Source organism: Pantoea sp. X-Soil-TKNS-1279 (assembly GCF_059730565.1).
Genome location: NZ_AP035948.1, coordinates 3,915,962 through 3,938,235 on the forward strand (window position 1 = coordinate 3,915,962; position 22,274 = coordinate 3,938,235).

General features: G+C 52.3%; 19 protein-coding genes, 2 tRNA genes and 4 rRNA genes. 13 read left to right on the forward strand and 12 right to left on the reverse strand.

All coding sequences use genetic code 11. From position 1 onward, the window contains the following. Positions 1 to 11 precede the first annotated feature (11 nt). From prmA to AC6I8N_RS18280, 7 genes are all read left to right on the forward strand, one after another. Positions 12 to 893: a 50S ribosomal protein L11 methyltransferase gene (prmA, locus tag AC6I8N_RS18250; RefSeq protein ID WP_497829655.1), complete on the forward strand. Its 882-nt coding sequence runs from the start codon at positions 12 to 14 to the stop codon at positions 891 to 893. Positions 894 to 1,186: 293 nt separating this feature from the next. Further along, on the forward strand, positions 1,187 to 2,152 hold the full coding sequence (gene dusB, locus AC6I8N_RS18255; protein WP_036625605.1) for a tRNA dihydrouridine synthase DusB: 966 nt from the start codon (positions 1,187 to 1,189) through the stop codon (positions 2,150 to 2,152). A 24-nt stretch (positions 2,153 to 2,176) separates the two neighbouring features. Next, positions 2,177 to 2,473 carry a DNA-binding transcriptional regulator Fis gene (fis, locus tag AC6I8N_RS18260; RefSeq protein ID WP_003855228.1) on the forward strand — a complete coding sequence of 99 codons (297 nt, stop codon included), beginning with the start codon at positions 2,177 to 2,179 and terminating at the stop codon, positions 2,471 to 2,473. 545 nt (positions 2,474 to 3,018) lie between these two features. Next, a complete protein-coding gene (locus AC6I8N_RS18265; protein WP_013510735.1) occupies positions 3,019 to 4,044 on the forward strand; it encodes an amino acid ABC transporter substrate-binding protein in 1,026 nt (341 codons plus the stop codon). A 66-nt stretch (positions 4,045 to 4,110) separates the two neighbouring features. Beyond that, positions 4,111 to 5,289 (forward strand): amino acid ABC transporter permease, encoded by a 1,179-nt coding sequence (locus AC6I8N_RS18270; RefSeq protein WP_021183608.1) that lies wholly within the window; start codon positions 4,111 to 4,113, stop codon positions 5,287 to 5,289. Between the two features lie 15 nt (positions 5,290 to 5,304). Next, the gene (locus tag AC6I8N_RS18275) at positions 5,305 to 6,405 is read left to right on the forward strand and encodes an amino acid ABC transporter permease (RefSeq protein WP_021183609.1); all 1,101 of its coding nucleotides are present in this window, start codon (positions 5,305 to 5,307) and stop codon (positions 6,403 to 6,405) included. Between the two features lie 8 nt (positions 6,406 to 6,413). Then, entirely contained in the window at positions 6,414 to 7,175 is a 762-nt protein-coding gene (locus AC6I8N_RS18280) for an amino acid ABC transporter ATP-binding protein (RefSeq protein ID WP_021183610.1), read from the forward strand. Positions 7,176 to 7,316: 141 nt separating this feature from the next. On the opposite strand, the gene rrf (AC6I8N_RS18285) is transcribed toward AC6I8N_RS18280, so the two are convergent. From rrf (AC6I8N_RS18285) to AC6I8N_RS18310, 6 genes are all read right to left on the reverse strand, one after another. Further along, positions 7,317 to 7,432: ribosomal RNA gene (gene rrf, locus AC6I8N_RS18285) — 5S ribosomal RNA — on the reverse strand. Between the two features lie 33 nt (positions 7,433 to 7,465). Beyond that, positions 7,466 to 7,541, reverse strand: a tRNA-Thr gene (locus AC6I8N_RS18290). 14 nt (positions 7,542 to 7,555) lie between these two features. After that, positions 7,556 to 7,671, reverse strand: a 5S ribosomal RNA gene (gene rrf, locus AC6I8N_RS18295). A gap of 105 nt (positions 7,672 to 7,776) precedes the next feature. Next, a 23S ribosomal RNA gene (locus tag AC6I8N_RS18300) occupies positions 7,777 to 10,678 on the reverse strand. A 215-nt stretch (positions 10,679 to 10,893) separates the two neighbouring features. Continuing rightward, positions 10,894 to 10,969: transfer RNA gene (locus AC6I8N_RS18305), tRNA-Glu, on the reverse strand. Positions 10,970 to 11,054: 85 nt separating this feature from the next. Beyond that, positions 11,055 to 12,596 (reverse strand): 16S ribosomal RNA (locus AC6I8N_RS18310). Together the 16S, 23S and 5S rRNA genes with 2 tRNA genes alongside form the textbook arrangement of a ribosomal RNA operon. A 467-nt stretch (positions 12,597 to 13,063) precedes the next feature. Between AC6I8N_RS18310 and AC6I8N_RS18315 the strand changes: the two genes are divergently transcribed. Then, on the forward strand, positions 13,064 to 13,618 hold the full coding sequence (locus AC6I8N_RS18315) for a gamma carbonic anhydrase family protein (RefSeq protein ID WP_497829656.1): 555 nt from the start codon (positions 13,064 to 13,066) through the stop codon (positions 13,616 to 13,618). On the opposite strand, the gene AC6I8N_RS18320 is transcribed toward AC6I8N_RS18315, so the two are convergent. Genes AC6I8N_RS18320 through dprA form a run of 6 tightly spaced genes read right to left on the reverse strand, consistent with a single transcriptional unit; the run spans position 13,585 to position 17,381 of the window. Continuing rightward, positions 13,585 to 13,842, reverse strand: a complete 258-nt coding sequence (locus AC6I8N_RS18320; protein ID WP_021186389.1) for a DUF1488 family protein — start codon at positions 13,840 to 13,842, stop codon at positions 13,585 to 13,587. The genes AC6I8N_RS18315 and AC6I8N_RS18320 overlap by 34 nt on opposite strands. Further along, positions 13,839 to 14,657 (reverse strand): shikimate dehydrogenase, encoded by an 819-nt coding sequence (gene aroE, locus AC6I8N_RS18325; RefSeq protein WP_021186390.1) that lies wholly within the window; start codon positions 14,655 to 14,657, stop codon positions 13,839 to 13,841. Before aroE ends, AC6I8N_RS18320 begins: the two co-directional genes overlap by 4 nt. 3 nt (positions 14,658 to 14,660) lie before the next feature. Next, complete coding sequence (gene tsaC, locus AC6I8N_RS18330) at positions 14,661 to 15,236, reverse strand: L-threonylcarbamoyladenylate synthase type 1 TsaC (RefSeq protein ID WP_208725594.1); 576 nt, start codon at positions 15,234 to 15,236, stop codon at positions 14,661 to 14,663. 5 nt (positions 15,237 to 15,241) lie between these two features. Beyond that, positions 15,242 to 15,787, reverse strand: coding sequence for a DNA topoisomerase family protein (locus tag AC6I8N_RS18335; protein WP_036628123.1), 546 nt, complete (start codon positions 15,785 to 15,787; stop codon positions 15,242 to 15,244). A 24-nt stretch (positions 15,788 to 15,811) separates the two neighbouring features. Continuing rightward, complete coding sequence (gene smg, locus AC6I8N_RS18340; protein WP_021186393.1) at positions 15,812 to 16,285, reverse strand: DUF494 family protein Smg; 474 nt, start codon at positions 16,283 to 16,285, stop codon at positions 15,812 to 15,814. Beyond that, entirely contained in the window at positions 16,257 to 17,381 is a 1,125-nt protein-coding gene (gene dprA, locus AC6I8N_RS18345) for a DNA-protecting protein DprA (RefSeq protein WP_497829657.1), read from the reverse strand. The genes smg and dprA overlap by 29 nt, the downstream gene beginning before the upstream one ends. A 117-nt stretch (positions 17,382 to 17,498) precedes the next feature. Between dprA and def the strand changes: the two genes are divergently transcribed. From def to mscL, 5 genes are all read left to right on the forward strand, one after another. Further along, positions 17,499 to 18,011: a peptide deformylase gene (gene def, locus AC6I8N_RS18350; RefSeq protein WP_021186395.1), complete on the forward strand. Its 513-nt coding sequence runs from the start codon at positions 17,499 to 17,501 to the stop codon at positions 18,009 to 18,011. A gap of 21 nt (positions 18,012 to 18,032) precedes the next feature. After that, positions 18,033 to 18,977: a methionyl-tRNA formyltransferase gene (fmt, locus tag AC6I8N_RS18355; RefSeq protein WP_497829658.1), complete on the forward strand. Its 945-nt coding sequence runs from the start codon at positions 18,033 to 18,035 to the stop codon at positions 18,975 to 18,977. Between the two features lie 48 nt (positions 18,978 to 19,025). Further along, entirely contained in the window at positions 19,026 to 20,312 is a 1,287-nt protein-coding gene (gene rsmB / locus AC6I8N_RS18360; protein ID WP_021186397.1) for a 16S rRNA (cytosine(967)-C(5))-methyltransferase RsmB, read from the forward strand. A gap of 30 nt (positions 20,313 to 20,342) precedes the next feature. Next, complete coding sequence (trkA, locus tag AC6I8N_RS18365; RefSeq protein WP_021186398.1) at positions 20,343 to 21,719, forward strand: Trk system potassium transporter TrkA; 1,377 nt, start codon at positions 20,343 to 20,345, stop codon at positions 21,717 to 21,719. A gap of 117 nt (positions 21,720 to 21,836) precedes the next feature. Further along, positions 21,837 to 22,247, forward strand: coding sequence for a large-conductance mechanosensitive channel protein MscL (gene mscL, locus AC6I8N_RS18370; RefSeq protein WP_021186399.1), 411 nt, complete (start codon positions 21,837 to 21,839; stop codon positions 22,245 to 22,247). Positions 22,248 to 22,274 lie beyond the last annotated feature (27 nt).

A 22,274-nucleotide genomic window follows, 5' to 3' on the forward strand; every position in this document is an offset into this window, starting at 1 on the left:
AGAGAAACGCTATGCCGTGGATTCAAATTAAAATTAACAGCTCTGGTGGGCACGCCGAGACTCTGAGTGATGCACTGATGGAGAGCGGCGCAGTATCCGTCACTTTTCAGGATACCCACGATAACCCGGTTTACGAACCGCTGCCGGGCGAAACGCTTTTATGGGGCGATACCGATGTGATTGGCCTGTTTGATGCCGAAACTGACATGAGCGACGTGGTTGCAGAGTTAAGCCAGCATCCGCTGCTCGGCCAGGGTTTCCGCCATAAAATCGAGCAGATCGAAGACAAGGACTGGGAACGCGAATGGATGGATAACTTCCACCCCATGCGCTTCGGTGAACGTTTATGGATCTGTCCGAGCTGGCGTGAAGTGCCGGATCCAAACGCCGTCAACGTGATGCTGGATCCCGGCCTGGCATTTGGCACCGGGACGCACCCAACCACCTCGTTGTGCCTGAGCTGGCTGGATGGTCTCGACTTGCAGGGCAAAACCGTGATCGATTTCGGCTGTGGCTCCGGCATTCTGGCTATCGCGGCCCTGAAACTGGGTGCAGCCCAGGCGATCGGTATTGATATCGATCCGCAGGCGATTCAGGCCAGCCGTGATAATGCTGAACGCAATGGGGTCGCCGACCGCCTGTCCCTGTACTTACCTCATCAGCAGCCAGAGAACTTGCAGGCCGACGTGGTGGTCGCCAATATCCTTGCCGGCCCGCTGCGTGAGCTGGCACCGTTGATCAGCGTATTGCCAAAAGCCGGTGGACATCTCGGCTTATCAGGCGTGCTGGCCAGCCAGGCGGAAAGCGTGTGTGAAGCCTATACCGAGCGTTTTGCTCTCGACCCGGTGGCCGAAAAAGAAGAGTGGTGTCGCATCACCGGTGTACGTCGCTAATACCGCATAATTAGCACCATTCACTCTTGACTCCCCGCCACATCTCTTGCGAATCCGGTGATGTGGCGTTTTTTATGTTGTGATTTGGCTCAAGTTTTCAGAAAAACTTTTGTTCACAATTTCAGCGTATTTTTTTAATTATATGAATAATATAGGTATTTCTTATAGTTGTTACTGATCGGTCCGATTTCCTTGATCTTTACCTGCTAATTGTTCAAAGTTTGGCCTTTCATCTTCGTGAAAAAATGCGTAATATACGCCGCCTTGCGAACAGTTAGGGTCACTTCTTTTTCATGCGCATTGGACATTATCAGCTTCGTAATCGACTCATCGCTGCGCCTATGGCCGGGGTTACCGACAAGCCATTCCGCACCTTGTGTTACGAGAACGGCGCTGGCATGACAGTCTCCGAGATGTTGTCATCAAACCCGGAAGTATGGGCCAGTGACAAATCCCGTTTGCGTATGGTGCATAGTGACGAGCCCGGTATTCGTGCCGTGCAAATAGCCGGTTGTGATCCCGATGAAATGGCGGCTGCCGCGCGCATTAATGTGGCGTCAGGCGCGCAGGTCATTGACATCAACATGGGCTGCCCGGCGAAGAAAGTGAATCGTAAGATGGCGGGTTCTGCGCTGCTGCAACATCCGCAACTGGTTGAGTCTATTCTCACCGCGGTAGTAAATGCAGTTGATGTACCCGTTACGCTGAAGATTCGCACTGGCTGGGACAAAGAAAATCGTAATTGTGTAGAGATTGCCCAATTGGCTGAACGCTGTGGCATTCAGGCCCTCACCATTCATGGACGCACTCGCGCCTGTTTGTTTGAAGGGCAAGCTGAATACGACAGCATTCGGACAGTTAAGCAGAGCGTTTCCATTCCGGTTATCGCGAATGGAGACATTACTGACCCGCATAAAGCCAGAGCAGTGCTCGATTATACAGGAGCCGATGCTCTGATGATCGGTCGCGCTGCTCAGGGAAGACCGTGGATCTTCCGGGAAATCCAGCATTATCTGGACACAGGGGAGCTGCTGGCACCGAAGCCGCTGGCTGAAGTGAAGCATATGCTGATTGGACACATACGGGAGCTGCACGACTTTTACGGTCAGCGCAAGGGATACCGTATTGCCCGAAAACACGTTTCCTGGTATTTGCAGGAAAATGCCCCTGATGACCAGTTTCGGCGCACATTCAACGCCATTGAGGATGCCAGCGAACAGCTGGAGGCGTTGGAGGCATACTTCGAAAATCTTGCGTAAACGAAATAAAGAGCTGAAAGAACTATGTTCGAACAACGCGTAAATTCTGACGTACTGACCGTTTCTACCGTTAACTCACAGGATCAGGTGACGCAAAAGCCTCTGCGTGATTCGGTTAAACAGGCACTGAAGAACTATTTTGCTCAACTGAACGGTCAGGATGTTAGTGACCTGTATGAACTGGTACTGGCTGAAGTCGAGCAGCCTCTGTTGGACATGGTGATGCAGTACACCCGTGGCAACCAGACCCGTGCAGCTCTGATGATGGGTATCAACCGTGGTACTCTGCGTAAGAAGCTGAAAAAATACGGCATGAACTGATTTCAGTTTGTTGCTGCGATAACGCCAGCCCTCGGGCTGGCGTTTTTGTTTCTGTTTCCCGCCGTTAACAACGCATGAAACAATTGTCACCATAATGGTAACATTAGTTGCAATTGCTCCAGTGATATTCCACGGCGAAACCCCTTCGCTTAATGTCCCATTTTGGCTCAGTTCTCCTCGACCTTTCTCTGCATTTTTGCCCGCCAGCCCTGTTTCTCTGTGATCCTGAACCGCTCCAGCCGCAAACGTGCAAATTCATACATTTTGTCCTGCGTCCCCGCTCACACTGCTTCCATATAGTGAAACTTTTTGCACTGTTTGTGATCGAGGCGACTCGCTTTGCTTCCTTTTGGTGCGCGATAGTAGTCGGAACTTTCTGAATGCTTCAGGTTATGAAGAGATCTTTCTAATGAATTCAGGATTCTGCAAACCTGGCATCAGCTTTGCAGAGTCTGGAATGGCTGACCGCCACAGACAGGAAAAGCGCACTTAAAAGTGTGCAACACAACCACATAACAACACGATTTCGCCACACAGGATGCTTTATGAAAAAGATGATGCTCTCCACCCTGGTCGCTGCAGCTTCTCTGTTCGCTGTTGCTCAGCAAGCGCATGCAGGCACCACGTTGGATGCAATTAAGAAAAAAGGGTTTGTTCAGTGCGGTATCAGTGATGGCCTGCCTGGCTTCTCTTATGCCGATGCCAGCGGCAAATTCACCGGTATCGACGTTGACGTCTGCCGCGCCGCTGCGGCTGCCGTATTTGGCGACGCCAGCAAGGTGAAATACACCCCGCTGACAGCAAAAGAGCGTTTCACCGCACTGCAATCAGGTGAAGTGGACATTCTGTCCCGTAACACCACCTGGACTTCATCACGCGATGGCGGCATGGGCTTCCTGTTCGCAGGCGTGAACTACTACGACGGTATCGGCTTCCTGACCCATAAAAAAGCCGGTCTCAAAAGCGCTAAAGAGCTGGATGGCGCCACCGTATGTATCCAGGCCGGTACTGATACCGAGCTGAACGTGGCGGATTACTTCAAAGCCAACAACATGCAGTACACCCCTGTGACTTTTGACCGTTCTGATGAGTCAGCGAAAGCGCTCGATAGCGGTCGTTGTGACACCCTGGCTTCTGACCAGTCTCAGCTGTATGCGCTGCGTATCAAGCTGGGCAAACCAGACGAATTTATCGTTCTGCCGGAAGTGATTTCCAAAGAGCCGCTGGGCCCGGTAGTACGTCGTGGTGATGATGACTGGTTCACCATCGTTAAATGGTCACTGTACGCCATGCTGAATGCGGAAGAGATGGGTATCAACTCTAAAAACGTTGATCAGCTGGCAGCCAAACCGTCTAACCCGGACATGGCTCACCTGCTGGGCGCTGAAGGCGACTTCGGCAAAGACCTGAAGCTCGACAACAAGTGGGCATTCAACATCATCAAACAGGTGGGTAACTACCAGGAAAGCTTTGACCGCAACGTCGGTAAAGACAGTGCTCTGAAAATCGCGCGTGGTCAAAATGCGCTCTGGAATCAGGGCGGTATCCAGTACGCTCCGCCGGTACGTTAATTCTGCCTTCCAGTCGGGCACCGCACCCTGCGGTGCCCAATGCGTTTTCTTCACTGAGGTTTCAACATGTCACAACGCCCAACCGTAAAAAGGGATTTTTCGTTCGGTAATCCTACGGTTCGCGCCTGGCTTTACCAGATCGTCGCGATTGTGGCCGTGCTCGCTGTAGTGGGATATCTCATCCACAATACAGTGATCAACCTGGCCAATCGTGGCATCACATCGGGTTTCGGCTTTCTGGAACGTAGTGCCGGTTTCGGTATCGTCCAGCATCTGATTGATTACACCGAGGGAGATACCTACGCGCGCGTGTTTATGGTGGGGTTAACCAACACCCTGCTGGTTTCCGCACTCTGTATTATCTTCGCTTCTATTCTCGGATTTTTTATCGGTCTCGCGCGTTTGTCAGATAACTGGCTGCTGCGCAGGCTCTCTACGATCTATATCGAGACGTTCCGTAATATTCCGCCGCTGCTGCAAATCTTCTTCTGGTACTTTGCGGTGCTGCGTAATCTACCCGGCCCACGCCAGGCATTGAACGCCTTCGATCTGGCATTTGTCAGCAATCGTGGGCTTTATATCCCCTGGCCGACCTATGCGCCCGGCACCTGGCCATTTGTTATCGCGTTGATGCTGGCGATTGCAGTCAGCGTGGGACTGTTCCGCTTTAACCGCAAACATCAGCTTAAAACCGGTCAGCTGCGCCGTACCTGGCCGATTGCCAGCGCGATGATCATTCTGTTTCCCTTGATCGCTCATGCGATGTTCGGTGCGGCAACGCACTGGGATGTGCCGGAACTGCGCGGGTTTAACTTCCGTGGTGGCTTCGTGATGATCCCTGAGCTGGCTTCGCTCACGCTGGCGCTGTCGATTTATACCTCTTCGTTTATCGCAGAAGTGATTCGTTCAGGTATTCAATCGGTACCCCATGGACAGAATGAAGCTGCCCGCTCGCTTGGTTTGCCAAATCCCGTCACCATGCGCCAGGTGATTATTCCCCAGGCCATGCGCGTGATCATTCCACCGCTGACCAGCCAGTATCTCAACATCGTGAAAAACTCCTCACTGGCGGCCGCTATCGGCTATCCAGATATGGTGTCGCTGTTTGCCGGTACGGTACTGAATCAGACGGGACAAGCGATTGAGACGATTGCGATCACCATGGCGGTCTACCTGATCATCAGCCTGGTCATTTCACTGCTGATGAACCTCTACAACCGCAAAATCGCGCTGGTTGAGCGTTAAGAGAACGGGATTATTATGTCTGTTACCACACACGAAACACCGCCAGTACCAACCAATCCCGTCAGCAAAGCCTGGGTTTGGGCACGTAAAAACCTGTTCTCCAGCTGGTTTAACACGCTGCTGACGCTGCTTTGCTTCTGGATTATCTGGAGCGTGATTCCGCCCGCGCTGAACTGGCTGGTCTTCCAGGCCAACTGGATTGGATCAACCCGAGCCGACTGTACCAAAGAAGGTGCCTGCTGGGTGTTTATCCATGCGCGCTTTGGTCAGTTTATGTATGGGTTGTACCCGCATGAGCTGCGCTGGCGTATTAACCTGGCGCTGGTGATTGGCCTGCTTTCAATCATCCCGATGTTCATCAAATCGATGCCACAGCGTGGCCGCTATATCGCTTGCTGGGCGGTGGCCTATCCGATCATCGTCTGGTTTCTGATGTATGGCGGCTATTTTGGCCTCGACCGCGTTGAAACTCGTCAGTGGGGTGGCCTGACGCTGACGTTAATTATCGCGTCGGTCGGGATCGCCGGTGCCCTGCCTTTGGGTATTTTGCTGGCGCTGGGGCGTCGTTCGAAGATGCCAGTTGTACGCACTCTCTCGGTGATTTTTATCGAGTTTTGGCGTGGCGTACCGTTGATTACCGTGCTGTTTATGTCCTCAGTGATGCTGCCGCTGTTTATGGCAGAAGGCACCACCATCGACAAATTGGTGCGTGCATTAGTCGGGGTGATTTTGTTCCAGTCTGCCTATGTAGCGGAAGTGGTACGCGGTGGCTTACAAGCGTTACCTAAGGGACAGTATGAGGCCGCCGAATCACTGGCGTTGGGTTACTGGAAAACACAGATTCTGGTGATTCTGCCGCAGGCGCTCAAACTGACCATTCCTGGTCTGGTAAACACCATTATCGCGTTATTTAAAGATACCAGCCTGGTGATCATCATCGGCCTGTTTGATCTTTTCAGTAGCGTGCAGCAGGCAACCGTTGACCCCACATGGCTTGGGATGTCGACAGAAGGCTATGTTTTTGCCGCCCTCGTCTACTGGATTTTCTGTTTTAGCATGTCGCGCTATAGCCAGTATCTGGAGAAGCGCTTTCACACCGGGCGTAAATCGCACTGAGGTTTTACATGACACAATCTATGACTAATTCTGCTGACGCAATGATGATTACGCTCGAAAACGTGAATAAATGGTACGGCCAATTCCATGTGCTGAAAGACATTAACCTACAGGTGAAGCCGCGTGAGCGTATCGTCCTCTGCGGTCCGTCAGGTTCAGGAAAATCGACTACCATTCGCTGTATTAACCATCTGGAAGAACATCAGCAGGGCCGTATTGTCGTTGATGGCATCCATCTGAATGACGATGTGCGCAATATTGAGCGTGTAAGAACCGAAGTCGGCATGGTATTCCAGCACTTTAACCTTTTCCCACATCTGACCGTGTTGCAGAACTGCACCCTGGCTCCGATTTGGGTGCGTAAAATGCCGAAGAAAGAGGCAGAAGAATTGGCGATGCATTACCTGCAACGTGTACGTATTGCTGAACATGCACATAAATTTCCGGGGCAACTGTCCGGTGGTCAGCAGCAACGTGTAGCTATTGCCCGTTCACTCTGCATGAAACCCAAAATTATGCTGTTTGATGAGCCTACCTCTGCGCTTGATCCGGAAATGGTGAAAGAAGTACTCGATACCATGATTGGTCTGGCAGAAGATGGTATGACTATGCTGTGCGTGACGCATGAGATGGGCTTTGCACGCACCGTGGCTGACCGGGTGATCTTTATGGACCGTGGTGAGATTGTCGAGGTAGCACCGCCGCAAGAGTTCTTTGCTAATCCTAAGTCTGAACGTACCCGTGCATTCCTGTCGCAGGTTATTCATTAAGAGAAGTATCTGGCGATGCTTTTTACCAACCCTCTGCTTCGGCAGGGGGTTTTTTATTGTCTGATGGTGTTGCGGCGCGACGAAATACGCAGACGTAAAAAAGCCCTGAACTTTCGTTCAGGGCTTCTTCACTTAATTGATGCCTGGCAGTTCCCTACTCTCGCATGGGGAGACCCCACACTACCATCGGCGCTACGGCGTTTCACTTCTGAGTTCGGCATGGGGTCAGGTGGGACCACCGCGCTACAGCCGCCAGGCAAATTCTTTTGAATCCGAACTCATGCCATAACTGGTGCTGATACCCAGAGTCGAACTGGGGACCTCACCCTTACCAAGGGTGCGCTCTACCAACTGAGCCATATCAGCACACTTAAATTGATGCCTGGCAGTTCCCTACTCTCGCATGGGGAGACCCCACACTACCATCGGCGCTACGGCGTTTCACTTCTGAGTTCGGCATGGGGTCAGGTGGGACCACCGCGCTACAGCCGCCAGGCAAATTCTGTTTATCCGCACCGCCCTCGCAGGCCATACGAATCAATCCGTTCGAACAAAGCTGAAAATTCTCGCGTCTCTCAACTCAAAACGCCTCTGGCGTTGTAAGGTTAAGCCTCACGGGTCATTAGTACCGGTTAGCTCAATGCATCGCTGCACTTACACATCCGGCCTATCAACGTCGTCGTCTTCAACGTCCCTTCAGGACTCTCAAAGAGTCAGGGAGAACTCATCTCGGGGCAAGTTTCGTGCTTAGATGCTTTCAGCACTTATCTTTTCCGCACTTAGCTACCGGGCAATGCCATTGGCATGACAACCCGAACACCAGTGGTGCGTTCACTCCGGTCCTCTCGTACTAGGAGCAACCCCCCTCAATTCTCCAGCGCCCACGGCAGATAGGGACCGAACTGTCTCACGACGTTCTAAACCCAGCTCGCGTACCACTTTAAACGGCGAACAGCCGTACCCTTGGGACCTACTTCAGCCCCAGGATGTGATGAGCCGACATCGAGGTGCCAAACACCGCCGTCGATATGAACTCTTGGGCGGTATCAGCCTGTTATCCCCGGAGTACCTTTTATCCGTTGAGCGATGGCCCTTCCATTCAGAACCACCGGATCACTATGACCTGCTTTCGCACCTGCTCGAGCCGTCACTCTCGCAGTCAAGCTGGCTTATGCCATTGCACTAACCTCCTGATGTCCGACCAGGATTAGCCAACCTTCGTGCTCCTCCGTTACACTTTGGGAGGAGACCGCCCCAGTCAAACTACCCACCAGACACTGTCCGCAGCCCGGATTACGGGCCTACGTTAGAACATCAAACATTAAAGGGTGGTATTTCAAGGTTGGCTCCATGCAGACTGGCGTCCACACTTCAAAGCCTCCCACCTATCCTACACATCAAGGCTCAATGTTCAGTGTCAAGCTATAGTAAAGGTTCACGGGGTCTTTCCGTCTTGCCGCGGGTACACTGCATCTTCACAGCGATTTCAATTTCACTGAGTCTCGGGTGGAGACAGCCTGGCCATCATTACGCCATTCGTGCAGGTCGGAACTTACCCGACAAGGAATTTCGCTACCTTAGGACCGTTATAGTTACGGCCGCCGTTTACCGGGGCTTCGATCAAGAGCTTCTCCTTACGGATAACCCCATCAATTAACCTTCCGGCACCGGGCAGGCGTCACACCGTATACGTCCACTTTCGTGTTTGCACAGTGCTGTGTTTTTAATAAACAGTTGCAGCCAGCTGGTATCTTCGACTGGCTTCAGCTCCGGGAGCAAGTCCCTTCACCTAATGCCAGCGTGCCTTCTCCCGAAGTTACGGCACCATTTTGCCTAGTTCCTTCACCCGAGTTCTCTCAAGCGCCTTGGTATTCTCTACCTGACCACCTGTGTCGGTTTGGGGTACGATTTCGTGTTACCTGGAGCTTAGAGGCTTTTCCTGGAAGCAGGGCATCAGTTACTTCACCACCGTAGTGGCTCGTCATCACGCCTCAGCCTTAAAGCATTCCGGATTTGCCTGGAATGCAAGCCTACACGCTTAAACCGGGACAACCGTCGCCCGGATAACCTAGCCTTCTCCGTCCCCCCTTCGCAGTAACACCAAGTACAGGAATATTAACCTGTTTCCCATCGACTACGCTTTTCAGCCTCGCCTTAGGGGTCGACTCACCCTGCCCCGATTAACGTTGGACAGGAACCCTTGGTCTTCCGGCGAGCGGGCTTTTCACCCGCTTTATCGTTACTTATGTCAGCATTCGCACTTCTGATACCTCCAGCAGACCTCACAGTCCACCTTCAGCGGCTTACAGAACGCTCCCCTACCCAACAACACATAGTGTCGCTGCCGCAGCTTCGGTGCATGGTTTAGCCCCGTTACATCTTCCGCGCAGGCCGACTCGACCAGTGAGCTATTACGCTTTCTTTAAATGATGGCTGCTTCTAAGCCAACATCCTGGCTGTCTGGGCCTTCCCACATCGTTTCCCACTTAACCATGACTTTGGGACCTTAGCTGGCGGTCTGGGTTGTTTCCCTCTTCACGACGGACGTTAGCACCCGCCGTGTGTCTCCCGTGATAACATTCTCCGGTATTCGTAGTTTGCATCGGGTTGGTAAGCCGGGATGGCCCCCTAGCCGAAACAGTGCTCTACCCCCGGAGATGAGTTCACGAGGCGCTACCTAAATAGCTTTCGGGGAGAACCAGCTATCTCCCGGTTTGATTGGCCTTTCACCCCCAGCCACAAGTCATCCGCTAATTTTTCAACATTAGTCGGTTCGGTCCTCCAGTTAGTGTTACCCAACCTTCAACCTGCCCATGGCTAGATCACCGGGTTTCGGGTCTATACCCTGCAACTTAACGCCCAATTAAGACTCGGTTTCCCTGCGGCTCCCCTATACGGTTAACCTTGCTACAGAATATAAGTCGCTGACCCATTATACAAAAGGTACGCAGTCACACCCGAAGGTGCTCCCACTGCTTGTACGTACACGGTTTCAGGTTCTGTTTCACTCCCCTCGCCGGGGTTCTTTTCGCCTTTCCCTCACGGTACTGGTTCACTATCGGTCAGTCAGGAGTATTTAGCCTTGGAGGATGGTCCCCCCATATTCAGACAGGATACCACGTGTCCCGCCCTACTCATCGGACTCACAATCTGTGCATTTTCATGTACGGGGCTGTCACCCTGTATCGCGCGACTTTCCAGACGCTTCCATTAACACACAAACTGATTCAGGTCCTGGGCTGTTCCCCGTTCGCTCGCCGCTACTGGGGGAATCTCGGTTGATTTCTTTTCCTCGGGGTACTTAGATGTTTCAGTTCCCCCGGTTCGCCTCGTTAACCTATGTATTCAGTTAACGATAGTGCACAAGTGCACTGGGTTTCCCCATTCGGACATCGTCGGCTGTTGCGGTTCATATCACCTTACCGACGCTTTTCGCAGATTAGCACGTCCTTCATCGCCTCTGACTGCCAGGGCATCCACCGTGTACGCTTAGTCGCTTAACCTCACAACCCACAGGCGTTTTACAACGCATGCAGACTGCAAGCATTTGAGAGACTCGAACACATCGCTTTCATTTCTTATTACGGAGAAATGAAACAACGTGTCGTTTCAAATTTTCAGCTTGTTCCGGATTGTTAAAGAGCAAATACTTCGCAGTATGCTGAATCAGCACACTCTGAAGTATCGTGGGTAACGCCTTTCACTCATTACCAGCAAGTGGCGTCCCCTAGGGGATTCGAACCCCTGTTACCGCCGTGAAAGGGCGGTGTCCTGGGCCTCTAGACGAAGGGGACACAGGGGGTGTCGTCGTCAAGACGGCTTGCTCATGACTTTTATCAGACAATCTGTGTGAGCACTTCGAAGGAAAGTATCTTCAGGTAAGGAGGTGATCCAACCGCAGGTTCCCCTACGGTTACCTTGTTACGACTTCACCCCAGTCATGAATCACAAAGTGGTAAGCGCCCTCCCGAAGGTTAAGCTACCTACTTCTTTTGCAACCCACTCCCATGGTGTGACGGGCGGTGTGTACAAGGCCCGGGAACGTATTCACCGTAGCATTCTGATCTACGATTACTAGCGATTCCGACTTCATGGAGTCGAGTTGCAGACTCCAATCCGGACTACGACGCACTTTATGAGGTCCGCTTGCTCTCGCGAGGTCGCTTCTCTTTGTATGCGCCATTGTAGCACGTGTGTAGCCCTGGCCGTAAGGGCCATGATGACTTGACGTCATCCCCACCTTCCTCCGGTTTATCACCGGCAGTCTCCTTTGAGTTCCCGACCGAATCGCTGGCAACAAAGGATAAGGGTTGCGCTCGTTGCGGGACTTAACCCAACATTTCACAACACGAGCTGACGACAGCCATGCAGCACCTGTCTCACGGTTCCCGAAGGCACTAAGGCATCTCTGCCAAATTCCGTGGATGTCAAGGCCAGGTAAGGTTCTTCGCGTTGCATCGAATTAAACCACATGCTCCACCGCTTGTGCGGGCCCCCGTCAATTCATTTGAGTTTTAACCTTGCGGCCGTACTCCCCAGGCGGTCGACTTAACGCGTTAGCTCCGGAAGCCACGCCTCAAGGGCACAACCTCCAAGTCGACATCGTTTACAGCGTGGACTACCAGGGTATCTAATCCTGTTTGCTCCCCACGCTTTCGCACCTGAGCGTCAGTCTTTGTCCAGGGGGCCGCCTTCGCCACCGGTATTCCTCCAGATCTCTACGCATTTCACCGCTACACCTGGAATTCTACCCCCCTCTACAAGACTCTAGCCTGCCAGTTTCGAATGCAGTTCCCAGGTTAAGCCCGGGGATTTCACATCCGACTTGACAGACCGCCTGCGTGCGCTTTACGCCCAGTAATTCCGATTAACGCTTGCACCCTCCGTATTACCGCGGCTGCTGGCACGGAGTTAGCCGGTGCTTCTTCTGCGGGTAACGTCAATGACGATGCGTATTAAACATCATCCCTTCCTCCCCGCTGAAAGTACTTTACAACCCGAAGGCCTTCTTCATACACGCGGCATGGCTGCATCAGGCTTGCGCCCATTGTGCAATATTCCCCACTGCTGCCTCCCGTAGGAGTCTGGACCGTGTCTCAGTTCCAGTGTGGCTGGTCATCCTCTCAGACCAGCTAGGGATCGTCGCCTAGGTGAGCCGTTACCCCACCTACTAGCTAATCCCATCTGGGTTCATCCGATGGTGTGAGGCCCGAAGGTCCCCCACTTTGGTCTTGCGACGTTATGCGGTATTAGCTACCGTTTCCAGTAGTTATCCCCCTCCATCGGGCAGATCCCCAGACATTACTCACCCGTCCGCCACTCGTCACCCAAGGAGCAAGCTCCTCTGTGCTACCGTTCGACTTGCATGTGTTAGGCCTGCCGCCAGCGTTCAATCTGAGCCATGATCAAACTCTTCAATTTAAGTTTGATGCTCAAAGAATTAAACTTCGTAATGAATTACGTGTTCACTCTTGAGACTTGATATTTTTTAAGTCCGTAGACTTTTGATATCAATCCTGCGAGTGCCCACACAGATTGTCTGATAAATTGTTAAAGAGCAGTGCGAGCAGCGGGTTAACCGTCTGTCGCGAGGTGGCGTATATTACGCTTTCCTCCTTCAGAGTCAATCACTTTTTTCAGCGATTTTTCTCTGGCGGGATGAATCACTTCGTCCCTCGCTGACCGTCTGCGTTGCCGCTTTGCCGTGTCAGTGGAGGCGCATTATAGGGATCCGAATTTTTTGCACAACCCCTTTTTTCGATCTTTTTATTCGAGTGGCGAGTTTTCATCCTTTCTGCTGAGATCACGAACGATCCGCTCAAAAATCAGCTTGTCTGCCGCCCTGATCGCGCTCAGGCTAGGGATAAATGAGTAAAAGGAGAAAGATCATGTCAACAGCCTTACGTCCCTATAAAAGCAGCTACCCACAAATTGGCGATCGGGTAATGATCGATAACAGCAGCGTTGTGGTCGGCGATGTCATCATGGGAGACGATGTCAGTATCTGGCCACTGGTCGCGATTCGCGGAGATGTGAATCAGGTGATCATTGGCGCGCGTACCAACATTCAGGATGGCAGCGTACTTCATGTCACGCATAAATCAGCCAGCAACCCGACAGGCTATCCGCTGGTGATTGGAGAAGACGTTACCGTCGGCCATAAAGCCATGTTGCATGGCTGTACCATTGGTGATCGTGTTCTGGTTGGCATGGGTTCGATTCTGCTGGACGGCGTAATAGTAGAAGAAGATGTGATGATTGGGGCAGGTAGCCTGGTTCCCCCCGGAAAACGCCTGGAAAGTGGCTACCTCTATTTAGGCAGCCCGGTGAAGCAAATTCGGCCACTGAATGAAGCTGAGATTGAAGGATTGTGTTACTCGGCAAACAACTATGTTGGCTGGAAGAATGATTATCTTGCGCAGGAAAGCCAGACCCAACCTTGAGGATCGACTTCATCATTCAGGATAAGCTGTTCGGCTTCCTCTTCCAGATCCCAGCGATTGGCGCTAAACAGCGCCATCGCTTCCCCCTCGCCGAATCTGTCATGCAGTTCATCCGCCGAGATCGCACACATCAGTCCCATACCGTTGACCTGTACAGGGAAACATATCGCCAGACGCGCCTGATCCCACTCTTCGCGATCAGGGAACTGGATAGCCTGATTCACGACTGCATCGCTTCTTTTAACTGTTTAATGACAGGCGCGATTTCTGGCATCACACCATGCCACAACTGAAAAGCATGCGCCGCCTGCCCCACCAGCATGCCCAACCCATCGGCGAGTTGCTGCGCTCCGTGTTGCTGACACCAGAGCAAAAATGGCGTCAGGCCTTGTTGGTAGAACATGTCATAGCAACGAGTATGGTGAGAAATCAATGAAACCGGTAATGGCGGCACTTTACCCTCCACTCCGCTGGAGGTGGCGTTCACAATCAGATCGAATGACTGCCCCGCCAGTGCCTCGAAACCACAGGCATGGATGGCACCGCTGTGGCGGAAGATTTCTGCCAGCAACTCTGCCTTTTCAACCGTTCTATTTGTGACCGTGAGTGAACAACCTAATGAAAGCAGAGGCAAAATGACACCACGCGCCGCGCCACCCGCTCCCACCAGCAATACACGATAGCCAGGGCGGATCATGTCCAGTCGTTCAAGATCGCTCAGTAAACCAATGCCATCGGTGTTATCACCAATAATCTGCCCCTGCGCATCTTTCTTCAACGTATTGACTGCGCCGGAAAGCGCAGCGCGCTCACTGAGCTCATCCGCAAACTCCCACGCCTGTTCTTTAAAAGGCAAGGTTACATTGGCGCCCTTCCCTCCTGATGCAAAGAACTCGCTAATGGCCTGCGGGAACCCATCCAATGGCGCACATATCCGGCCATAGCGGTGATCGATACCCGTTTGCTCAGCGAACAGACGATGAATAAAAGGCGATTTGCTGTGCGCGATTGGGTTACCAAAAACGGCAAAGTTGTCCATAAATTAGCCCTGACGGATAAGTTCGCCGCTGATCACATCGCGGATTTCTGAAGGATTGAGACGGCCCCCGGTTTCTCCCACCAGCACCGGAAATTCCGCGCCGAATTGCTGAGCGACCTCAGCTGCGGTGCGGCAAGGCGGCTCGCCGGACAGATTGGCGCTGGTTGAAACCAGTGGTTTACCAAAACGCCGACACAGCGCCTGCACATCAGGGTGATCACTAACACGAATCGCCAACGAGTCAAAACGTCCGGTTAACCAACGTGGCGTATGTGGCGACGCCGGAACCACATAAGTCACCGGCCCAGGCCAGCTGGCAAACATACGCTCACGCTGCACCACCGAAAGCTCCTGATCGGCCACATACGGCTCCAGCTGGGCATAGTCCGCAGCAATCAGGATCAGTCCTTTCTCAACCGGGCGCTGTTTCAATGCCAACAGTGACATCACCGCGCTTTCACTATCCGGGTCACACCCCAGACCAAAGACCGCCTCAGTGGGATAAGCGATAACCGCTTGCTGTTGCAGTTGTTCAATACAGAAATCGACACTGCCCGGTAAAGCATGTTGTTGCGTCATAGTCATCAGTTGTCCTGCACTACGGCTTTGCCGCAGCACTTACTGGCGCAGAAACGTTTCATGCCCTGCGCGGTTTTCTTTTCAATTAATAAAGGGAACTGACAGTGCGGGCAAACACCTTCAACAGGCGTCGCGTTCACGGCAAACTGGCAGTCGGGATAGCGATCACAGGCATGAAAAGTTTTGCCATAACGCGAGCGGCGCTGCACCAGCTTGCCACTTTGACACTGTGGGCACGCGATCGCTGTCTCATCAGGCTTATCGATCGTTTCGGTGTAATCACATTCAGGATAGTGGCTACAACCAACAAACATACCAAACCGCCCCTGACGCAGTACTTTATCAGCACCACATTGTGGACAGGCATGTCCCTCCAGCACTTTGACGATATGACCATCACCCTGATTTTTCAGCGGGCGAATATAGTCGCAGGTTGGATAGTTGACGCACCCAAGGAATGGGCCATGTTTGCCGGCACGTATCACTAATTCTGCCCCGCAAGCGGGGCAGGGGTCGTGTTTACGCACGGTAAAAAGTGCTGATTTACTCATATAACCCGATGCATTAATCGCAAATTAATGCAGCATACCTTCATTGACGTCGAATAACAGTTCTTCCATCTGCTGGTAGGCATTTTCACATCCGGGGATGTTGAACAACACCATCAGCACCACCCATTTGAGATCTTCCAGATCAAAATCGAGGGTATCGAGTGCCATCACTCGTTCGATAACCATTTCGCGTGTTTCCATATTCAGCACCTGGATCTGTTCCAGGAACAGAATAAAACCGCGGCATTCAGCATCTAAACGCTGGCCCTCTTCTTCCGTGTAGATACGCATTGAGAGCGGGTCGTTCGCCAGCAATACCGGCGCAACCAAGCCATCCTGGTAATCAGCCAGTCTCTCAAGCCAATTCAACGCATTATAGATATCTTCACGATGAAAACCGGCATCGGTTAAATCATCGGTCAGTTTATCCTGGTCAACGCGCATTTCGGCTTCGTTATGGATATAGGTCTCAAACAAGTACATAAGTACGTCGAACATGGCATGCCCTCCTTAATCGGACATAGCCGCCGGGTACAGCTGCGATCCATCCTGCTAACTCCAGCTCCAGCAACTGGGCTGAGATAACTGGCACAGGTTGGCCGGCACGTTCAGCGACGACGTCAACAGGTGTAACCTCATCACCTACGTTAGCCAACACGTCCGCAAATGGCAATGGAACATCGTCACTGTCTTGTGAATATATTGTTTCTGGTTGAGTTGGGGGGAGCCAGTGAAGGGACGAATGGAGATCGTCGAGAATCTGATCAGGATGGGAGACCAGCAATGCACCTTGCTGTATCAGCCAGTGCGTTCCTGTACTGCCTTCACTCCCCAAGGAACCGGGTAACGCATAGACATTGCGATTTTGTTCCAATGCATAGCGCGCCGTAACCAGTGAGCCGCTTTTCAAGGAGGCTTCCACCACCAATACCCCCATGCTCAAACCACTGATAATGCGATTGCGGCGTGGAAAATTCGTGGCATAAGGAGGCGTATCCAACGGGAATTCGGAGACCAGGGCACCTTCATTGTTCATGATCTCCTGAGCCAAATTTTGATGGTTTCTGGGATAAATGTGCTTCAACCCACTTCCCAGCACGGCGACGGTTTTGCCGGAGGCGTTGAGCGCCGCACGATGTGCAACGCCATCAATCCCCCGCGCCAGCCCACTGGTTAGGGTTAACCCCTTCACCGCCAGCTGCTGTGAAAACCAACCACCCCACTCCTTGCCATAATGTGAACATTGGCGACTGCCGACAACGGCAAGTTGCGGAGTATGCAAGGCTGCGGCATTGCCCATCACATATAACAAGGGTGGGAAACGGCTGATTTCAGCCAATGCCGGGGGATAAGTATTATCCAGAACAGAAAGCAGCTGATTTTGTGGATTGTCCAGCCAGCGCCGGGTTCGCGTGAGTTGTCGTGGACAGAGTGTATTAAATTGTTTTCGCTGCGTTTCGTTTAGCCGTTGCATCGTCAGCAAATCATCATCCACATGGCTGGCGCTATGCAGCATATTCGCCAGGCGAAGAATTTGATGGCCACTGAGGCCTTTCACATTCGCCAGCCTGAGCATCCACTCAATTTTATCCATGTCTCACTCCCTGTTCGACCTGTGCCTTGATGCGGTGGAATGCTGTCAATCATGCCTCAAAAAGTCTACAATATGAGGCAGTAATCTTTTCTTTAACGCATACAGATCTGGATATTTATGTCAGTTTTGCAGGTATTACATTTCCCTGATGATCGCCTTCGCAAAATCGCGGCGCCGGTAAAAACCGTAGACGCCGGGATACAGCGTATCGTCGACGACATGTTTGAAACAATGTACGCCGAAGAGGGCATCGGCCTGGCGGCAACGCAGGTAGATATTCATCAGCGCATTATCGTGATTGATGTGTCAGAAAGCCGTGAAGAACGCCTGGTTTTGATCAACCCAGAGCTGCTGGAGAAAGGCGGCGAAACCGGTATTGAAGAGGGCTGTCTCTCCATTCCGGAACAACGTGCCTTTGTCCCGCGTGCTGAATGGGTGAAAGTCCGTGCTCAGGATCGTGACGGTAATACTTTCGAACTGGAAACCGATGGCTTGCTGGCAATCTGCATTCAGCACGAAATCGACCACCTCGATGGCAAACTGTTTATTGATTATCTGTCACCGCTGAAACGTCAGCGCATCAAACAGAAACTGGAAAAACTGGCACGCCAGAATGCACGCGCATCCTGAGTGCAAACAGAAGGTTGAACTGTGTCTGCACCGTTAAAAATCATCTTTGCCGGTACACCTGACTTTGCAGCGCGTCATCTTGACGCGCTGCTTGCTTCTGAGCATCAGGTGGTTGGCGTGTTTACCCAACCCGATCGTCCTGCCGGACGAGGCAACAAACTGACTCCCAGCCCGGTAAAAGTGCTGGCGCTGGCGCATGACGTTCCGGTTTTCCAACCAAAGTCACTCAAACCTGAAGAGAACCAGCAACTGGTTGCCACATTGCAGGCTGATGTGATGGTGGTGGTGGCTTACGGCCTGATTTTACCGAAGGCGGTGCTGGATATGCCGCGCCTTGGTTGTATCAACGTCCACGGCTCATTGCTGCCGCGCTGGCGTGGTGCCGCCCCAATCCAACGTTCACTCTGGGCTGGCGATGCTGAAACCGGTGTGACCATCATGCAAATGGATGTGGGCCTGGATACCGGTGATATGCTGCATAAACTTGCCTGCCCGATTACCGAGCAGGACACCAGTGCCACCCTGTATGACAAACTGGCGCTGCTCGGCCCTGAAGGGATGCTCAAAACGCTGAAGCAGTTGGCAAATGGCAGCGCACAACCAGAGAAACAGGATGAAGCACTGGTCAGCTACGCAGAGAAACTGAGCAAAGAAGAGGCTCGCCTCGACTGGACGCTTTCTGCCGCGCAACTTGAACGCTGCATTCGTGCCTTTAATCCCTGGCCGATGAGCTATTTCATGGTTGATGATCAACCGGTTAAAGTCTGGCAAGCCCGTGTACTACCGCATCAGGGAAAACAGCCCGGCGAAATCCTCCATGCCGATAAGCAAGGTATCCAGATTGCGACCGCTGACGGCGTTCTGAACCTGCTCTCGCTGCAACCTGCCGGTAAAAAAGCCATGTCTGCACAGGATCTGCTTAACTCACGTCGTGAATGGTTCACGCCTGGCAGCATTCTGGCCTGATCCCGTAGCCCGGTTAATACCGGGCTTTTTGTTTAATGAATGAATCGCATGAAAAAAAACACAAACCTGCGTAGCCTCGCCGCGCAATTAATTGAACGCGTAGTGGATAAGGGCGAATCGCTCAGCGCCATTTTGCCCGGCGCACAGAAAAATCTGTCCGATAAGGACGGGGCGCTGCTACAGGAACTCTGCTTTGGTGTAATGCGTACCCTACCGCAGCTCGAAGCATTGATTGGCAAGCTGATGGAGCGGCCTTTAACAGGTAAGCAGCGTGTTCTTCATTATCTGATCATGGTCGGCCTGTATCAGTTGCTTTATACCCGCGTCCCTCCGCATGCCGCACTGGCTGAGACCGTGGCTGGCGCGGAAGAGCTAAAACGTGCAAACCTTAAAGGCTTGCTGAATGGTGTGCTGCGCCAGTTTCAACGGCAGCAGGAAACGTTGGTTGCAGAAGTTGATCAGGGTACGCAACGTTATTTACATCCGGGCTGGTTGCTCAAACGTTTACAAACCGCATGGCCCGAACAATGGCAGCAGATTGTCGAAGCCAACAATCAGCGTCCACCGATGTGGTTGCGCGTCAACCGTCAACATCACGCCCGTGATGCCTGGTTGGCACTGCTTGAAGCGACAGAAAAACATGCCTTCGCCGGAGATGCTCCGGATGCCCTTCGCCTGGAAGCGCCAACCGCAGTCGGCCAATTACCTGGTTTCGAGCAGGGTTGGGTAACGGTACAGGATTTATCCGCACAACGCTGTGCTTTGCTGCTTGAACCACAAGATGGCGAATCGATTCTTGACCTGTGTGCTGCGCCTGGTGGCAAAACCACCCATATCCTTGAAATTGCACCGCAGGCGAACGTGCTGGCCGTCGATATTGATGAACAACGTCTGACGCGCGTGAGAGAAAACCTGCAACGTCTCGGCATGCAGGCGGATGTGCGTCAGGGTGATGGGCGAACGCCAGCTGACTGGTGTGGTGAACAACAATTTGACCGTATTCTGCTGGATGCACCCTGCTCGGCAACGGGTGTGATCCGCCGCCATCCCGATATCAAATGGCTGCGACGCGATCGTGATATCGCTGAGCTGGCCAGCCTGCAACAGGAAATCCTCAACGCAGTCTGGCCTCGGCTGAAGCGTGGCGGCACGTTGCTTTATGCAACCTGTTCAGTTCTGCCGGAAGAGAATCATCAGCAAATCAGTGCTTTCCTGGCAGCACATCCCGATGCCATTGCAGAAGCGCTGCCGCAAGGTCAGGATAATGGCTGGCAGGTGTTTCCTGCGACAGATGGCGGGGATGGTTTCTTCTACGCTAAGCTGATGAAAAAATAGTACGGCGCAATCTGACAAGAGCTTAAAGCGATGAAAATTATAATCCTTGGCGCCGGCCAGGTCGGCGGAACCCTCGCGGAAAACCTGGTCGGGGAAAACAATGACATCACCGTGGTGGATAGTGATCCCACGCGTTTACGTCAGTTGCAGGACAAATTCGATCTGCGCGTGGTGCACGGTCATGGTTCTCATCCGCGCATCCTGCGGGAAGCGGGTGCTGAGGATGCTGATATGCTGGTTGCGGTTACCAGCTCAGACGAAACCAACATGATCGCTTGTCAGATCGCTTACTCATTATTCAATACTCCCAATCGTATTGCGCGTATCCGTGCTGCTGACTATTTGCGCGATGCAGACAAGTTGTTCGTGCCAGAAGCTGTCCCTATCGATCATTTGATTTCGCCTGAGCAGCTGGTAATCGACAATATTTACCGTCTGATCCAATATCCCGGCGCTTTGCAGGTGGTTAATTTTGCCGAAGGCAAAGTGAGCCTGGCAGTGGTGAAGGCGTATTACGGCGGCCCGTTGGTCGGTAACCCACTTTCTATTCTGCGCGAGCATATGCCGCATATTGATACGCGTGTGGCGGCGATCTTTCGCCAGGATCGTCCCATTCGCCCGCAGGGTTCGACCATTGTCGAAGCCGGTGATGAAGTCTTCTTTATCGCCGCCAGCCAGCATATTCGCGCCGTGATGAGTGAGATGCAGCGGCTGGAAAAACCGTACAAACGCATTATGCTGGTGGGCGGCGGCAATATCGGCTTTGGCCTGGCACAGCGGCTGGAAAAACAGTACAGCGTTAAGCTGATTGAACGAAATCCGCAGCGTGCAGCAGAACTGGCGGAGCAGCTTCAGGATACGATCGTTTTCTACGGTGATGCTTCCGATCAGGAGTTACTGGCGGAAGAGCATGTCGATCAAATCGATCTCTTCATCGCTGTCACCAATGATGATGAAGCCAACATCATGTCAGCGATGCTGGCAAAAAAAATGGGGGCGAAAAAAGTCATGGTGTTGATCCAGCGTCGTGCCTATGTCGATCTGGTGCAAGGCAGCGTGATCGATATCGCCATCTCACCACAGCAAGCCACCATTTCTGCATTGCTCGGGCACGTCCGTAAAGCAGACATTGTCGGTGTTTCCTCATTACGTCGTGGGATTGCCGAAGCGATTGAAGCAATCGCTCATGGTGAAGAAACCACTTCACGCGTAGTTGGACGTCTGATCGAAGACATCAAATTGCCACCGGGTACGATTATTGGCGCAGTGGTACGCGGTGATGAGGTGATCATCGCCAATGCAAATGTGCGTATCGAGCAAGGGGACCATGTAATTATGTTCCTGACCGATAAGAAATTTGTGCCCGATGTGGAACGCCTGTTCCAGCCAAGTCCCTTCTTCCTTTAATTGCTGCGGGCAGGCTTTGGTTGCCCGCTGTGATAATCCAACTTAATCCTTTGTTGTCATGGCAAATGTTAAAAGGTTTGTTAGACTTTAGACATTGGCCAAGGCAAGGAGATAACAATGAGTTTTTTCAAAGAGTTTCGTGATTTTGCGATGCGCGGCAACGTGGTTGACCTCGCAGTCGGTGTAATTATCGGTGCCGCGTTTGGCAAGATTGTTTCATCGTTGGTGGCGAATATTATTATGCCACCGCTGGGGTTACTGATTGGTGGGGTCGATTTTAAACAGTTTAAGTGGATCATAAAACCAGCGGAAGGCGCAGCGCCTGCCGTGATCATGGAATATGGTGTTTTTATTCAGAGTATTTTTGATTTCGTTATCGTCGCGTTGGCTATTTTTATCGCCATCAAACTGATGAACAAATTGTACAAGAAGAAAGAAGTAGAAAAAGCCGATCCGAAGCCAACAAATGAAGAGTTGTTACTGACGGAAATTCGTGACCTGCTCAAGCAACAAAACACCAAAATCTGATAGAGAAAACCGCCTGACCAGGCGGTT

Coding starts and splice junctions, on each gene's coding strand:
- prmA (WP_497829655.1), top strand. CDS start 12: ATGCCGTGGATTCAAATTAAAATTAACAGCTCTGGTGGGCACGCCGAG.
- dusB (WP_036625605.1), top strand. CDS start 1,187: ATGCGCATTGGACATTATCAGCTTCGTAATCGACTCATCGCTGCGCCT.
- fis (WP_003855228.1), top strand. CDS start 2,177: ATGTTCGAACAACGCGTAAATTCTGACGTACTGACCGTTTCTACCGTT.
- AC6I8N_RS18265 (WP_013510735.1), top strand. CDS start 3,019: ATGAAAAAGATGATGCTCTCCACCCTGGTCGCTGCAGCTTCTCTGTTC.
- AC6I8N_RS18270 (WP_021183608.1), top strand. CDS start 4,111: ATGTCACAACGCCCAACCGTAAAAAGGGATTTTTCGTTCGGTAATCCT.
- AC6I8N_RS18275 (WP_021183609.1), top strand. CDS start 5,305: ATGTCTGTTACCACACACGAAACACCGCCAGTACCAACCAATCCCGTC.
- AC6I8N_RS18280 (WP_021183610.1), top strand. CDS start 6,414: ATGACACAATCTATGACTAATTCTGCTGACGCAATGATGATTACGCTC.
- AC6I8N_RS18315 (WP_497829656.1), top strand. CDS start 13,064: ATGTCAACAGCCTTACGTCCCTATAAAAGCAGCTACCCACAAATTGGC.
- aroE (WP_021186390.1), bottom strand. CDS start 14,657: ATGGACAACTTTGCCGTTTTTGGTAACCCAATCGCGCACAGCAAATCG.
- tsaC (WP_208725594.1), bottom strand. CDS start 15,236: ATGACGCAACAACATGCTTTACCGGGCAGTGTCGATTTCTGTATTGAA.
- AC6I8N_RS18335 (WP_036628123.1), bottom strand. CDS start 15,787: ATGAGTAAATCAGCACTTTTTACCGTGCGTAAACACGACCCCTGCCCC.
- smg (WP_021186393.1), bottom strand. CDS start 16,285: ATGTTCGACGTACTTATGTACTTGTTTGAGACCTATATCCATAACGAA.
- dprA (WP_497829657.1), bottom strand. CDS start 17,381: ATGGATAAAATTGAGTGGATGCTCAGGCTGGCGAATGTGAAAGGCCTC.
- def (WP_021186395.1), top strand. CDS start 17,499: ATGTCAGTTTTGCAGGTATTACATTTCCCTGATGATCGCCTTCGCAAA.
- rsmB (WP_021186397.1), top strand. CDS start 19,026: ATGAAAAAAAACACAAACCTGCGTAGCCTCGCCGCGCAATTAATTGAA.
- trkA (WP_021186398.1), top strand. CDS start 20,343: ATGAAAATTATAATCCTTGGCGCCGGCCAGGTCGGCGGAACCCTCGCG.
- mscL (WP_021186399.1), top strand. CDS start 21,837: ATGAGTTTTTTCAAAGAGTTTCGTGATTTTGCGATGCGCGGCAACGTG.